This window comes from Rhizobium sp. BR 362 (assembly GCF_036528765.1).
Lineage (GTDB): Bacteria > Pseudomonadota > Alphaproteobacteria > Rhizobiales > Rhizobiaceae > Rhizobium.
On record NZ_JARWGH010000014.1, the window covers coordinates 90,756 to 104,368 of the forward strand.

Sequence of the window (13,613 nt, forward strand, 5' to 3'; positions counted from 1 at the left end):
GCCTCAGGACATCGCGGCATTCATCGTGAAGACGGTGCGCCGCGCGCTGTCATCCTCCGGCCATGCCCGTTCGACGTCGGAGAGGGGAACGGGCTTTGCTGCGACCGTGAAGCCAGCCGGAGTGGTCGCCCGCAACAGCTTGCCGACTGCCTGGACGAGCCCGTCAACCGATATACTGCCGATGCCGCTGCCAACAAGCTCGATTGCGGAAGAGCGCAGCACGGCGCTCGGCAATGTTATATCCGCCCCACTGCTGGAACCGATCTGCACGAATCGTAGGGGCACGGCATCCCGGCTGAATTTGGCGGCGGCGATCAAGAGGCGTTCGGCGCTTCTGCCCCAGAGGTAGTCGATGACGACGTCTACGCCCGCGGCGAATTGTTGCTTGAAGCTCTCCTCCAGAGCGGCGTCGTTTTCCACCAAGGGGATCGTCACATCGGCGCCAATCGCCGCGAGCGAGCGTAGGGCGTCGATGTTGCGGCCGGTGGCGATCACCTTGCTTGCGCCGAGATGCTTGGCGATTTGCACGGCGAGGCGGCCGGCGGTGCCGGTGGCGCCGTTGATCAGTACGGTCTCGCCGGCCTTGAGTTGGGCACGTTCTGTGAAGGCGGCCCAGGAGGACATGCCGGGATTGGCAATGGCGGCAGCGGTGATATCATCGATATCGTCGGGCATGGCTATGCAATGGGCCGGAGACACGACGGCGTATTCCGCCATGCTGCCGAACGGCGCCTTCGGCACGACGAAATAGACCCGACGCCCGTCGTCAAGCCGGCCCACGCCGTCAATGCCGACGACAAAGGGGAATTGGCCGTGCGAGCTGTAGTGCTTGCCCGAGGCGCGGCCCTTGACGACATGGCTGGTGGCAGCGGCGGTAACGGTGACGCGAACCTCACCTACCGACGGCACCGGCTCGGCGAAATCTCCGTAAACGGGCGCGCGCCCGGCTTCTCTGACGATTGCAGCTTTCATGACATTTATCCTTTAGGATTTCTATGTGTGTGTATAATGCACGTATATGAGGAGTCAGAAATGCCGTCAACAAAAAAAGTGCAAAATACACATATCTCTGATCAATTGCGTCAACTGCATGGGGCGGTTCTCGATATCGTCGCGGTGATAAATCGACCGCAGCGCGATGAAGTGCTGATCAAGGAGGCGGGAATTCCGCTGGACCGGGCATTGTTTCCGTTGCTTGTCGGCATCGAGCGGTTCGGGCCGATCGGTGTGGTGGAAATGGCCGACCGCGTCGGGCGGGACTACACCACCGTCAGCCGCCAGATCGCAAAGCTGGAAAGCCTCGGGCTCGTCGAGCGAAAGGGTGGTGCTGCCGACCGTCGTGTCCGTGAGGCCGTCATCACCGAAAAAGGCAAGGCAATGACTGATCTGGTCGATGCGGCGCGCGAAAGGATCGGGCTCGCTATCTTCGAAAGCTGGAATCCGGACGAAGTCGACGAACTGGTCCGGCTTATGCGCAAGTTCGCAGATGCGGTAAAGGAGGAGCCGCCGGTCGGTTCGTCGCTTGCGACAAAGTCTTGATCGCCGCGAGCTCGAGCGATCGTAATCGTGCTCGTGACGCGGTGGCGGGACCTATGCCGCCACCGCCCTCGAAGGGGTCGTTCATACCGCCGCGAATCGCGATGAACTTGCGTAGCGGTCTTGAGGATAGAGCTTGGCGATCTCGCCCGCGCCTATCTGCGGCACTGCCAGCAAATGGCTTCAGATAGGGTGAGAGATGTCGATGGGCGAGGCCGCGTGAAAGAGCTGGGAGGGGGTTTCGGTCGCTTCCGGCCGCCTTAATTCAGGTGCTTACGGTCAGGCTCGTGCCTGCTGCTGCGACAACGGCTTCAGCACGTTCATCAGCGCGCCATAGGGCAGCAGCATGACGAGGCCGACGGTCATCTTCACCGAGAAATCGCCGATCGCCCAGGAAATCCAGCGCGGTGCCGACGTCGAGAAGGCACCGAGGATCGGCGCCCATTCGATCGCAAAGGGATCGTTCGGGCCGAAGAAGACGAAGAAGGGCGCGAAGGCGAAGGAGAAGAACATCACCGTGTCCAGCATCGAGCCGATCAGCGAGCCGAACAGCGGCGCACGCCACCAGGCCATGCGGCGCAGGCGGTTGAACACCGAGATATCGAGAAGCTGGCCGGCAAGATAGGCCGAACCGGAGGCGATCGCGATGCGCGGCTGCGCAGTGAAGAAGGAGAGTGTAACGCCGACGACGAAACCGGCGAACACCACCTTGCGCGCGGCCTGAGGTCCGAACTGGCGATTGGTCAGGTCGGTGATCAGGAAGGCAACGGGATAGGTGAAAGCACCCCAGGTGAGGATATCCGCGAGATTGATGCCGGCGAGCATCACCTGCAGCGGATACTGCACGAGGATGTTGGAGGCGACGACGACGAGCGTCATCAGCAGCACGTAGATAAGCGTATAGCGTGATTTCAGCATTTTTTTATCCTGGGTGATGCCACCAGTTGGAGGAAAACCGGACATGGAAAAAGGCCTGTCCGGACGTTATCCGTGCAAGCCTTTTAGCCCGTATGATATCGAGAAGTATGGCTTAGGCGGCTACAGCAGCTTCAGCGGTCTTCTTGACGATCTGGCGACGCAGCAGGCGGGCACGCATGCTGAGCTCGTTTTCGCTTGCCTTGATAAGGAAAGCGTCGAGGCCGCCGCGATGCTCGACCGAGCGGAGTGCTGCAGCGGAAACGCGCAGACGGTAACGCTGGCCAAGAACGTCAGAAATCAGCGTGACCTGGCAGAGGTTCGGCAGGAACCGACGCTTGGTCTTGTTGTTGGCGTGGCTGACATTGTTGCCCACGAGGACGGCCTTGCCGGTCAATTCGCACATGCGGGACATGAAACACCTACTTTTGTTTTTCTTGGCCATCGGATAGTCATTCCGGGCAAAACCCGGCGCGCAATCCAACAGGCCATAATTGGAAAGTTGCGGTTCTATAGTCAGCGCGGCCGGCTACGTCAAGCCAAACCTTGAGCTTTCCCGCAATTCCGTCAAAAAGCTGCTGTTTTCTTAACTGTCGCAGCAAGCGCATAAAGCGCCTATATATGCTGCCTGCTCGTTGTTGAAGGCTTCGGTCATGGTTCATTTTCGAAGGTGGCTTTTCATTTCGGCTCTGCTGGCGTCGATGCCCTGCATGGCATCGGCCGAGGAATTGCGGCATGAAACGCAGTATCGCGTCGCGCTTGCCGGTTTTCCGATCGCGAGAGCGGATTTCAAGACCGAGGTCAAGGATAAGCAGTTCACCATCCGGGGCGATATCACGTCAGCCGGTCTTGCCGATCTTGTCACGTCCATCGATGCGAGGACCGATGTGACCGGCACTGTCGGCGATAACAAGCTGCAGGCGACGCATTACACGCTCTTTTACAAAAGCGGCAAAAAGGAACGCACCTATGATGTCGCCTATACCAATGGCAATGTGACGTCGAATACGATCACGCCGGAGCCGAAGCGGCCGCAAAGCTGGATTCCGCTCAGCAACGGCGATCTGCACTCGGTGCTCGATCCGATTTCCGGGATGATCTTTCCGATTACCCCCAATCTCAATCTCTGCAATCAGACCTTGTCCGTCTTCGACGGTGAGATGCGCATGGATCTGAAATTGTCGCCGAAGGGATCGCACCCGTTTTCGACTGATGGCTTCAAGGGAAAGACGATCGCTTGCGGCGTGCGCTTCACCCCGAAGAGCGGCTACAAGGGAACGCGCAAGGATTACCTTTATCTCGCCAAGAGCGACGGCATGGAGATCTGGTTTGCCAAGGCAGATGCCATGAATGTATATGCGCCTGTCTACGTCCGTATCCCGACGCAATACGGCACGGTGACGATCACCGCAGTGAAATACGGCAGCTAAACGGGCTTTGGCAGACGCCCGCGGCGACAGACTGGGGGCCGACTTGAAGTTTCGCGCGACATTGACGGGATTTGCGGCCATCGTGATGTGGTCGTTCCTGGCGTTGTTAACGGTGGCATCGGGCAAGATGCCGCCGTTTCAATTGCTCGCCGTCTGTTTCGCTATCGGCAGCATTCCCGGCATCCTTGTTCTCGCATTGAAGCCGGAGCGCCTGCGGCTGTTGCGCCAGCCCGCCAAGGTCTGGATCACCGGCGTTGCCGGGCTGTTTGGTTATCATTTCCTCTATTTCACCGCGCTTCGGCACGCGCCGGCGGTCGAGGCGGGGTTGATTGCCTATCTCTGGCCCCTGCTGATCGTTGTCGGCTCGGCGCTTCTGCCGGGCGAGCGGCTGCGCTGGTACCCTATCGTCGGCGCGGTGATGGGGCTTGCCGGCACCGTATTGATCGTCGGGCGCAACGGATTTCATTTCGAGGGAGCCTATGCCATCGGCTACGGCGCGGCATTCCTCTGCGCCTTCACCTGGTCCGGCTATTCACTGATCACTCGCCGGTTCGAGGCGGTGTCGACCGATGTCGTCACCATGTTCTGCCTGGCGACATCAGCCCTTTCCTTCGTCTGCCATCTTGGCCTGGAGGAGACGATCTGGCCGGACGCGGCGTCGCAGTGGATCGCAGTGCTCGGGCTTGGACTCTTTCCGGTGGGCGCTGCCTTTTATGCCTGGGATTATGGTGTCAAAAACGGGGATATCCAGATTCTCGGTGCAGCCAGCTATGCCGCGCCGCTGCTCTCGACGCTAATCCTGACGCTTTTCGGCTTTGCCGAACCAAGCTGGGGAATCGCGCTTGCTTGCCTTCTGGTCACGGGCGGAGCAGTGCTGGCGGCGCATCGCATGATCCTGCGTCGAGATAGTGCCGAAAGAGCGCAGGCGGAAGCGGCGGAATAGTTTCCGCCACGGTCAGCTCAATTCTTGGGCGAGTCCGATGAGAAGCTCTCCAGGCCCGCGGATGTAGCAGAGCCGATACGCGTCCTTATACTGGACGACTTCGCCCACGAGCTGCGCGCCGCGATTGCGGAGCCTTTCAAGCGTCTCGTCGATGTCATCCACGGTGAACATGACGCGGAGGTAGCCGAGAGCGTTGACCGGGGCGTTGCGGTGATCCGCGACGATAGGCGGCGTGAGGAAGCGGGATAGCTCGAGCCGGCTGTGGCCGTCCGGCGTGCGCATCATGGCAATCTCGACGCGCTGATCGCCCAGTCCAGTGACACGTCCGGCCCATTCTCCTTCAATCGTGGCTCGCCCTTCGAGCTCAAGGCCGAGCTCGCGAAAGAAATCAATCGTCCCTTCGAGGTCATCGACGACGATTCCTATGTTGTCCATCCGCTTGAGCGCCATGTGTCCAAACTCCAAAGTGTCGTCCAGGCCGTAAACTATGAAACTACTTGCCAGGTGAATAAGCTTATGAGTCTACGGCCTGACCCGGATGTCATTTCTTGAAGACTTTTTCCAGAAAGGCCACGAGCGAGGGCCGCCAGACATCCATCTCATGCTGGAGGTCCTGATATTCGTGATAGTCGTGAGCGATCTTCTTGTCGTCCAATACGGCCTTCAGGCCGGCGACATCCTTGCCGACGACCTGATCCTTGCTTCCGACCGTCACCGTGAGGTTGCGCAGAGCCTTGTTGATCTTGTCCGGCTCGTTCAGGGCCGCGTCGACGGCCTTGTTCGGCACGGTGGTCGTGCTGACCCCGCTGAAGGTCCCGATCCAGCCGAAAGTGCCGAGATGCGAGAGGCCGGAGACGAGCGCCTGGTATCCGCCCTGCGACAGGCCGGCCACCGCGCGTCCGTCAGCATCGCTGCGCACCTGGTAATGGCTATTCATATAGGGGATGAGATCCTCGATGAGTTCGCGATCGGCTGCTTCAGCATTTGCGGGATAGAAGTCCTTGCGCCGTTCGGCGGCAGGAAAATTCTCGGCAATCGCATCCGGCACATCGGTTTCCGTATCCGGAATGACGACGATCATCGGCTCGATCTTCTTTTCCGCCAGCAGATTGTCGAGGATCTGCGGTGCTCGGCCCTGTTCGACCCAGGACGCGGCCGTGTCGCCGAAGCCGTGATAGAGATAGAGGACGGGCAGGGGCTTCGAAGGGTCGCTGTAGCCGGGCGGCGTATAGACGTACATCTGGCGCTCCGAATTGAGCGCTTTGGAATGCAACGTCACCAGCCGCAGGTCGCCGTGCGGAACGTTGCGCGTATCGAGGATGCTGCCAGGCACCAGAATGAGGCTGGTGTTCACCTGCCGCTGCGGCTTGGGCGAATTCGTGCCGGGATCGATACTGCGAAAGCCGTCGACATTGAAGTAGTACTCATAGAGGTTGGGTTTCAACGGCTCGGTTTTACCAGTCCAAATGCCATCATCGCTGCGTTGCAGCGCGATCGGATCATGCGAGCCGAGATGGACTGCCACGGCTTTTGCCGAAGGGGCGTAGAGGCGGAAGGTGATCGATCCGTCCTTCTCGACCGAGGTAACGAATTCCTTCAGCGGACGGTCCGCCGGCGGTGCGGCGGGAGCGTCAAGGGCAGCGGCGGGAAGGCTCATCACGCACCCCGCCAGGACAAATATCGGAAACAACAAACGCACGAAAAAACCTCCTCCACATCGAGCAATTCTCTCTCTCCCCGTGTAAAGCTGACGCAGGATCGCGCATTTTCAAGACGGCTCCCCCCGCAAAGCAGCCACCTTAGGTCGTGTGGACTAGCAGGCAATGCGAAAAAACTTAGATCGATGAAGGCTTCCAGCCTGGAGCTGCCATTTCGAAGCTGGAGAAATCGAAGCCCGGCGCGACCGTGCAGCCGACGAGGGTGAAGTCGCCGAGACTTTCGGCGGCCTGCCACCAGTCGGCGGGGACGATTGCCTGTGGACGCTCGCCTTTTGCGAAGTCGATGCCGAGGACGATGGTCTCGCGCGCCTTGCCGTCGGCGGAGCGATACAGCGCAAGCGGCGCACCGGCATAATAGTGCCAGACTTCCGCGGCATCGCGCACCCGGTGCCAATGCGAGCGCTCGCCCGCCTGCAACAGGTAGTAGATCGCGGTCGAATGGCCGCGGGTTCCGCCATGCTCATCGCGGAATGTCTGTACATACCAGCCGCCTTCCGGATGCGGCTGCATGGAGAGCGCCTCGATGATCTCTTCCGGCCGCATCAGAAATTGTCCTTGCGCTTGCGGATTTCGGCAAAGACTTCCTCGTTGCTGCGGCTTTCCATCAGCAGATGCCTGCGGATCGACGGATCGGCGGCGCGCAGGAACGGATTGGTCTCCTTTTCGAGCGCAAGCGTCGTCGGAATGGTGAATTTGCCTTCGGCCCTCAGCGCCTCGATGTCGGCGGCGCGCGCCTTCAGCCTTTCATTGTCGGGATCGATGGTAACGGCAAAACGGGCGTTGGACAGCGTATATTCGTGGCCGAAATAGATCGCCGTTTCGTCCGGCAACACGGCAAGCTTCTGCAGGGATGCCCACATATCGGCCGCGGGCCGTTCGAACAGCCGGCCGCAGCCGAGCGCAAAGAGCGTGTCGGCGGCAAAAAGCAGCTTGTCATCCTCGAAGTGATAACAGACATGGCCGGCCGTGTGGCCCGGCGTCTCGATCACGTTGACGGTGTGGTCGCCGAATTCGAAGGTGTCACCGTCGCTGACGGACCGGTCGAGGCCGGGTATGGCGACGGCTTCGTTGATCGGGCCGATGATCTCGCAGCCGAATTGCTCCTTCAGCGTCAGATTGCCTTCGACATGATCGGTGTGATGATGGGTGGTGAGGATGTGGCTGATCGTCCAGCCGCGACGCTTGGCGGCCGCCAGGATCGGCTCGGCTTCCGGCGCGTCGATCGACGCCGTGTAACCGCTTTCGGGATCATGGACGAGCACGCCGAAATTGTCGGAGCGGCAGATAAATACCTCTAATTCCAAGGGTTTCATGGTCGAAATAGTCCTCATCGATGCGGTTGAATCGGAATGTAGGCGGTTCGGCCTTGAAGTCCAACGGGCGGCTGATAACATTTGCGCCGATGCACGCCGATATCGTCGATCTCCGTCAATTCTATCATTCCGAGCTTGGACGCTTGGCCGAGCAGTCTATCGCCATGGCGCTTTCCTCGATCTGGTCGCGGCTGCCGGATGAGCGTCTTGTCGGTCTCGGCTATGCCGTCCCCTATCTCGATCGTTTCCGTGCCGACACCGAGCGCACGTTCGCCTTCATGCCGGCAGGGCAGGGTGCCGTGAACTGGCCCATGGACTCGGTTTCCTCGACAGCACTGATCTTCGATGAGGAATTGCCGCTGCCGGATAGTTCCATCGACCGGGTGCTGATGGTGCATTCGCTGGAATTCGCCGAGAGCCCCCGCGAAACGCTGAAGGAGCTTTGGCGGGTGCTGGCGCCCGGCGGTCGGCTGGTCATCGTCGTGCCGAACCGCACGGGCGTGTGGGCACGCATGGAGCATACGCCCTTCGGCTCCGGCCGACCCTATTCGCGTGGGCAGCTCACCTCGTTGCTGCGCGAGACCAACTTCACCCCGGGAGCAACCGCCGAGGCGCTGTTCTTTCCGCCTTCGAAACTGCGCACCGTCCTGCGTCTCAGACGCGCCTTCGAGCGGATAGGGCGCACCCTCTGGCCGGCCTTCTCCGGCGTCATCATCGTCGAAGCGCAGAAGCGGCTCTATCAGGGGCTGCCGGTCGCTGTCCGCGCCTCGCGCCGCGTCTTCGTGCCGGTGCTGGCGCCGCGCGGCATTCCGACCACGCGCGACGGTGCATGATCTGGCCAGAGCGCCGTGCGTTCATTTGAACGCACAAAGGTCGCTCTGATCTTTTGAATCTAGAGCATCTTATCCGCTTGCAGGTGATTCCACCTGAAGGCGGGATGCTCTAGCCTACCGGCAAACACTCGACAAATTCGTCAATCCGCATTAATGCGACGGGGTGTCTAAAGCCGGAATTTTCCGGCCCTTCCCAAGGTCGATCCCATGAGCATGGAAATGAACAAGCCCGTCCCGCGCCCCGGCATTCTCGATATCGCCGCCTATGTGCCGGGCAAGGAGCATGCGCACGGCGTGGCGCGGGTGTTCAAGCTTTCCTCGAACGAGACGCCGTTCGGTGCAAGCCCGAAGGCCATCGAAGCTTTCCGCGCAGCCGGTGAACACTTGGAACGCTATCCGGACGGGCAGGCCACGGAGCTGCGCCAGGCGATCGCCGACGTTCATGGTCTGAACACTGCCAATATCCTCTGCGGCAACGGTTCCGACGAGCTGCTCGGTCTGCTCTGCCATGTCTATCTCGGCGCCGGCGATGAGGGCATCATCACCGAGCACGGCTTCCTGATCTACAAGATCCAGATCCTGGCCGCCGGCGCGACGCCGGTCACGGTCAAGGAAAAGGATCGCACCGTCGATGTCGACGCGATCCTTGCCGCGGTAACCGAGCGGACGAAGATCGTCTTCATCGCCAATCCGGCCAATCCGACCGGGACCTATGTTCCGGTCAACGAAATCCGCCGTCTGCAGGCGGGTCTGCCGAAGCATGTCATCCTCGTGCTCGACGCCGCCTATGCCGAATATGTCCGCCGCAACGACTATGAGGCGGGCCTCGAGCTCGTCTCCTCGAACCCCAATGTCGTTATGACCCGCACCTTTTCGAAGATCTACGGGCTTGCGGCGCTGCGCGTCGGCTGGATGTATGGGCCGGCCGATGTGGTGGATGCGCTGAACCGCGTGCGTGGCCCGTTCAACATGAACGCGGCAGCCATTGCCGCAGGTGCCGCCGCCATCCGCGACCAAGCTTTCACCCAGAAGGCCGTGGCGCACAACACGCTCTGGATCGAGAAGGTGACGAAGGCATTCGAGGCGATCGGCCTCGAAGTAACGCCGTCGGTCGCCAATTTCGTGCTCGTCCACTTCCCCGACGTCGAGGGCAAGCGCGCCGCCGATGCCGATGAGTTCCTGACCAGCCGCGGTTATATCCTGCGCGCGGTGCGTGCCTACGGCTTCCCGAATTCGCTGCGCATGAGCATCGGCACGGAAGAGGCCAATCTGGGTGTCATCGACGCGCTGACCGAATTCATGGGACGCAAGGCATGAGCAGCGTGCAGTTCGACCGTATCGCGCTGATCGGCATCGGCCTGATCGGCTCGTCGATCGCCCATGATATCAAGCGGCTCGGCCTCGCCAAGGAGGTGGTGATCTCGACGCGCAGCGCCGAGACGCTGAAGCGTGCCGAGGAACTCAAGCTTGGCGGCCGCTATACGCCGTCGTCGGCCGAAGCCGTTAGGGATGTTGATCTCGTCATCGTCTCCGTGCCGGTCGGCGCATCGGGAAGTGTCGCTGCGGAAATCTCCGCCCATTTGAAGCCGGGCGCCATCGTCACCGACGTCGGTTCGACCAAGGCGTCCGTCATCGCGCAGATGCAGCCGCATATGCCGGGCAACGTGCATTTCATTCCCGGCCATCCCATTGCGGGCACGGAGAAGTCCGGGCCTGACGCCGGATTTGCCGGGCTGTTCGAAGGCCGCTGGTGCATTTTCACGCCGATCCCCGGCACGGACGAAGTTGCCATCAAGAAGCTTCGCCATTTCTGGGAATCGCTCGGCTCGCGCGTCGACGAAATGGATGCCGCCCATCATGACAAGGTGCTGGCGATCGTATCGCATCTGCCGCATCTCATCGCCTATAACATCGTCGGCACGGCGGATGATCTGGAGGCGGTGACGGAATCGGAAGTGATCAAATACTCCGCCTCGGGCTTCCGCGACTTCACCCGTCTCGCCGCGTCCGACCCGACCATGTGGCGCGACGTCTGCCTGCACAATCGCGACGCCATCCTGGAAATGCTGGCGCGTTTTTCGGAAGACCTCGCCTATCTGCAGCGGGCGATCCGCTGGGGCGAGGGTGACAAGATCTTCGATCTCTTCACCCGCACCCGCGCCATTCGCCGCTCGATCGTCGAGGCCGGCCAGGACGTCGACGCGCCGGATTTCGGTCGCCACGCGCTGGATGTGAAGAAGTAAGTATCAACATACCCTCGCCCCAGCGGGGGTCCCGAAGGACGGGTTGAGACCTGTGGCTCAACCCCGAAGGGTCGCGCGGCACCCGCGGGGTGAGGGGTTACTGGCAGAGAATTGCCTTTGACGTCCCGTTCAAGGCCTTCGAAGCTTGCTCCGAAGCCCCGTCATCCGGCCATCTCGGCCTCGTTTTGCTCCACCGTTCATGTCCACCTTCTCCCCCGCTGGGGCGAAGGTGTTGATTATCAAATCGGCGGAATCTTCCCGAGCGGGATAAAGCCGCTGAGGGACAGGCGTCCGTGATCGGCGGTGAGGTCGACCGAGACTTTGTCACCGCCGGCTGCGAGCGATTTCAGGAGCTTCGTGGCGGTGTCGATCATGTTTTTGGCCCCCGGGATCGTTGCCTTCAGGCTGTCGCCCCATGGTCCGATCTGATTGATCTCCAGTTTGAACTGGCCGGACAGAAAGCCCTGATCGTCGAAATTAAAGGGGCCGGTAAGAGTCATGATGCGGCCGTCGCCGATATCGATCACCACCTGCCGCAAAACGCCGGTCGCGCCGTAAAGGCCGTGTCCGTCGCTGCCGTCGAGAAGGCCGGCCTTGCCGGTTAGGGTGATATCGGCGCTTGTCGATGCCGTCGGCAGCGTTTGCGGAAAATTCTTGATGACTGCCGTGGCATTTTCGATGCCGATCGCCAGCTCCAGGTCTTCGCCGTTCTGGCGTGCGTGCATTTCGGTGTGTGCGGCGGTCACATCGGCGCTCTGGCCGGTGAAGGAGGAGACGATGCCGGCCTTCAGCCCATCGATGACGGTCTCGCTCTGCGCGACGCCGCGGCCCTTGGCGACGAGGTTCGATTGCAGATCGGTCCACTCGGCCGATACCGTCAAGCCCTGTGCGGTACGAAGTTCTGCCGGCGATTTCAAGCTCCAGCCGACATGGTTCGGCTGGTAGACCGGCGCTGAGGCATTGAGATTGTCGAAGGAGGCCGAGACGCCTTTCACATGGTCATCGACGGTCACCTTGGCGCAGGAAAGGCCGATGGAGAAGGGAAAACCGCTGAAGGCCATGTCGCTGCATTCGCCCGAGATGCCGGCGGCGTTCTGCTCGCCGAGCGCCTTCAGCACGGTCGTCTTCACTATCGTCGTCGCATAGAACCATCCGCCGGTATAAAGCCCGGCGAGGATCACGATCAGCCCAAGCCCGATGAGCCACACGCGTCTGCCTCTGCCGGATGCTACGCTCTGGCTTGACGCTGCCATGTTGTTCTCCAATGGTTGAACCGATGTGTTCACAGTGATTTGGCGTTGGATATGGACGAATTTTGGGTGTTTGGCTACGGATCACTCATGTGGAATCCGGGGTTTAGCTATGTTGAAAAAGCAGAGGCCTTGATTTTCGGCTACCGCCGCTCCCTTTGCGTCCATTCCTGGGTCCATCGCGGCACGCAGGCAAATCCCGGCCTGGTGCTTGGCCTCGATCATGGCGGCTCCTGCCGCGGCATGGCATTCAGCATAGCCGCCGCCGAGTGGGAGGAGGTCCTGAATTATCTGCGCGAGCGCGAGCTGGTCACCAACGTCTATCTGGAAAGGATGCTGCCCATTCGCCTCGCCGATGGCCGAAAGGTGACCGCCGTCGCCTATATCGTCGACCGGTATCATCAGCAATATGCCGGTACGCTCGACGCTATCGAGGCCGCCCATATCGTCGATTCCGCCGTCGGACAGTCCGGGCCGAACGATGCCTATGTCTTCAACACGCTGGCGCACCTGCGCGAGATGGGCATTCGCGACCAATGGCTGGAACAGGTAGCCGGCGAGATCGAGCGGATGCGGGAAGCGTCTTAAACCGCGGCAGCCACTTTCGCTTTGGCGATCTCCGCCAGGCGCTGTGCCGCCGTGGGCGGGATCGGCAAATGCGAATTATTGGCGATGGTTTCGACCAGCAATTCGTCGCTTGCCTTTTCCGTCTCCTCCATCAGCCGTGCGAAGAAAGCGTCGGGGTCGAGGCCTGGCGGGATCGGAGGCAGGATGCGCACCTTGAAATGGCCGGGATATTTACGGAAGGTGTGGCGCGGCCAGAACAGACCGGGATGCATGGCCACCGCGACGACCGGAATGTCGAGATCGCGATACATGCGTGCAATGCCGTATTTGTAGACCGGTTCGGCGCCCGGCGGCCGGCGGGTGCCTTCGGGATAAATGATCAACTGACGGCCGGTGGAAAGCTCTTCCCGCGTGCGCTTCAGCACGTCAAACATCACCTTGCCGCGGGCGCTTCGGTCGACCGGAATCATGCGCTGCTTCTTCGCATACCAGCCGAACAGCGGAATCCACATCAGCTCCCGCTTCAGGATGTAGACGGGATCGTCGAGATAGGGCAGCAGCGCGAAGGTATCCCAGAAGGATTGATGTTTCGGGGCAAAGATGTAGCTGCCGGCGGGAATATTCTCCAAGCCCTCGATTTCGAAGGTGGTGCCGACGATCTTTTCCATCAGCCAGACGCTGGATTTCGCCCAAGCTTTGGGAATCGCATAGCCGGCCTTGCGCGGCATCAGAAAATAGATCGGTGAAAGCACGATCATGCGAATGATCAGGTTGGCATAGAAGGTCATATTGAACAGGATCGAACGCAAGGTAATCATCAAGGCTTTCCCAACACGCCGGCTTTCGCCAGCATCCTAAGCTTTGC

At 60.6% G+C, this 13,613-nt stretch carries 16 protein-coding genes; 7 read left to right on the forward strand and 9 right to left on the reverse strand.

Annotated elements, in window-relative coordinates:
• Nucleotides 1-3: 3 nt before the first annotated feature.
• The gene (locus QDY28_RS18445; protein WP_331383104.1) at nt 4-972 is read right to left on the reverse strand and encodes a quinone oxidoreductase family protein; all 969 of its coding nucleotides are present in this window, start codon (nt 970-972) and stop codon (nt 4-6) included.
• 60 nt (nt 973-1,032) lie between these two features.
• On the opposite strand from QDY28_RS18445, the gene QDY28_RS18450 reads away from it, so the two are divergent.
• Complete coding sequence (locus QDY28_RS18450; RefSeq protein ID WP_331383105.1) at nt 1,033-1,539, forward strand: MarR family winged helix-turn-helix transcriptional regulator; 507 nt, start codon at nt 1,033-1,035, stop codon at nt 1,537-1,539.
• Between the two features lie 276 nt (nt 1,540-1,815).
• Here QDY28_RS18450 and QDY28_RS18455 read toward each other — a convergent pair whose 3' ends face one another.
• Both QDY28_RS18455 and rpmB read right to left on the reverse strand, forming a co-directional pair.
• A complete protein-coding gene (locus QDY28_RS18455) occupies nt 1,816-2,454 on the reverse strand; it encodes a queuosine precursor transporter (RefSeq protein ID WP_331383106.1) in 639 nt (212 codons plus the stop codon).
• Nucleotides 2,455-2,566: 112 nt separating this feature from the next.
• Nucleotides 2,567-2,866: a 50S ribosomal protein L28 gene (gene rpmB, locus QDY28_RS18460; protein ID WP_283056090.1), complete on the reverse strand. Its 300-nt coding sequence runs from the start codon at nt 2,864-2,866 to the stop codon at nt 2,567-2,569.
• 238 nt (nt 2,867-3,104) lie between these two features.
• On the opposite strand from rpmB, the gene QDY28_RS18465 reads away from it, so the two are divergent.
• Together QDY28_RS18465 and yddG are read left to right on the forward strand one after the other, a co-directional pair.
• Nucleotides 3,105-3,881 (forward strand): DUF3108 domain-containing protein, encoded by a 777-nt coding sequence (locus tag QDY28_RS18465; RefSeq protein WP_331383107.1) that lies wholly within the window; start codon nt 3,105-3,107, stop codon nt 3,879-3,881.
• Between the two features lie 43 nt (nt 3,882-3,924).
• Nucleotides 3,925-4,824: an aromatic amino acid exporter YddG gene (yddG, locus tag QDY28_RS18470; protein WP_331383108.1), complete on the forward strand. Its 900-nt coding sequence runs from the start codon at nt 3,925-3,927 to the stop codon at nt 4,822-4,824.
• Nucleotides 4,825-4,836: 12 nt separating this feature from the next.
• Here yddG and QDY28_RS18475 read toward each other — a convergent pair whose 3' ends face one another.
• The 4 genes from QDY28_RS18475 to gloB form a co-directional block, all read right to left on the reverse strand.
• Nucleotides 4,837-5,274 carry a VOC family protein gene (locus tag QDY28_RS18475; RefSeq protein ID WP_331383109.1) on the reverse strand — a complete coding sequence of 146 codons (438 nt, stop codon included), beginning with the start codon at nt 5,272-5,274 and terminating at the stop codon, nt 4,837-4,839.
• Nucleotides 5,275-5,365: 91 nt separating this feature from the next.
• Nucleotides 5,366-6,481 carry an esterase gene (locus tag QDY28_RS18480; RefSeq protein ID WP_331383110.1) on the reverse strand — a complete coding sequence of 372 codons (1,116 nt, stop codon included), beginning with the start codon at nt 6,479-6,481 and terminating at the stop codon, nt 5,366-5,368.
• A gap of 178 nt (nt 6,482-6,659) precedes the next feature.
• Nucleotides 6,660-7,085, reverse strand: a complete 426-nt coding sequence (locus tag QDY28_RS18485) for a cupin domain-containing protein (protein WP_331383111.1) — start codon at nt 7,083-7,085, stop codon at nt 6,660-6,662.
• Nucleotides 7,085-7,855 (reverse strand): hydroxyacylglutathione hydrolase, encoded by a 771-nt coding sequence (gene gloB / locus QDY28_RS18490; protein WP_028754810.1) that lies wholly within the window; start codon nt 7,853-7,855, stop codon nt 7,085-7,087. The genes QDY28_RS18485 and gloB overlap by 1 nt, the downstream gene beginning before the upstream one ends.
• A 53-nt stretch (nt 7,856-7,908) precedes the next feature.
• Between gloB and QDY28_RS18495 the strand changes: the two genes are divergently transcribed.
• From QDY28_RS18495 to QDY28_RS18505, 3 genes are all read left to right on the forward strand, one after another.
• Nucleotides 7,909-8,688 (forward strand): class I SAM-dependent methyltransferase, encoded by a 780-nt coding sequence (locus QDY28_RS18495; RefSeq protein WP_331383112.1) that lies wholly within the window; start codon nt 7,909-7,911, stop codon nt 8,686-8,688.
• Between the two features lie 207 nt (nt 8,689-8,895).
• A complete protein-coding gene (hisC, locus tag QDY28_RS18500) occupies nt 8,896-10,005 on the forward strand; it encodes a histidinol-phosphate transaminase (RefSeq protein ID WP_331383113.1) in 1,110 nt (369 codons plus the stop codon).
• Nucleotides 10,002-10,931 carry a prephenate/arogenate dehydrogenase family protein gene (locus tag QDY28_RS18505; RefSeq protein ID WP_331383114.1) on the forward strand — a complete coding sequence of 310 codons (930 nt, stop codon included), beginning with the start codon at nt 10,002-10,004 and terminating at the stop codon, nt 10,929-10,931. Before hisC ends, QDY28_RS18505 begins: the two co-directional genes overlap by 4 nt.
• A gap of 239 nt (nt 10,932-11,170) precedes the next feature.
• Here QDY28_RS18505 and QDY28_RS18510 read toward each other — a convergent pair whose 3' ends face one another.
• A complete protein-coding gene (locus QDY28_RS18510) occupies nt 11,171-12,184 on the reverse strand; it encodes a DUF2125 domain-containing protein (RefSeq protein ID WP_331383115.1) in 1,014 nt (337 codons plus the stop codon).
• Between the two features lie 51 nt (nt 12,185-12,235).
• Between QDY28_RS18510 and QDY28_RS18515 the strand changes: the two genes are divergently transcribed.
• On the forward strand, nt 12,236-12,769 hold the full coding sequence (locus QDY28_RS18515) for a gamma-glutamylcyclotransferase (protein ID WP_331383116.1): 534 nt from the start codon (nt 12,236-12,238) through the stop codon (nt 12,767-12,769).
• On the opposite strand, the gene QDY28_RS18520 is transcribed toward QDY28_RS18515, so the two are convergent.
• Entirely contained in the window at nt 12,766-13,566 is an 801-nt protein-coding gene (locus QDY28_RS18520; RefSeq protein ID WP_331383117.1) for a lysophospholipid acyltransferase family protein, read from the reverse strand. The two genes, QDY28_RS18515 and QDY28_RS18520, sit on opposite strands and share 4 nt — an antisense overlap.
• Nucleotides 13,567-13,613: the final 47 nt, after the last annotated feature.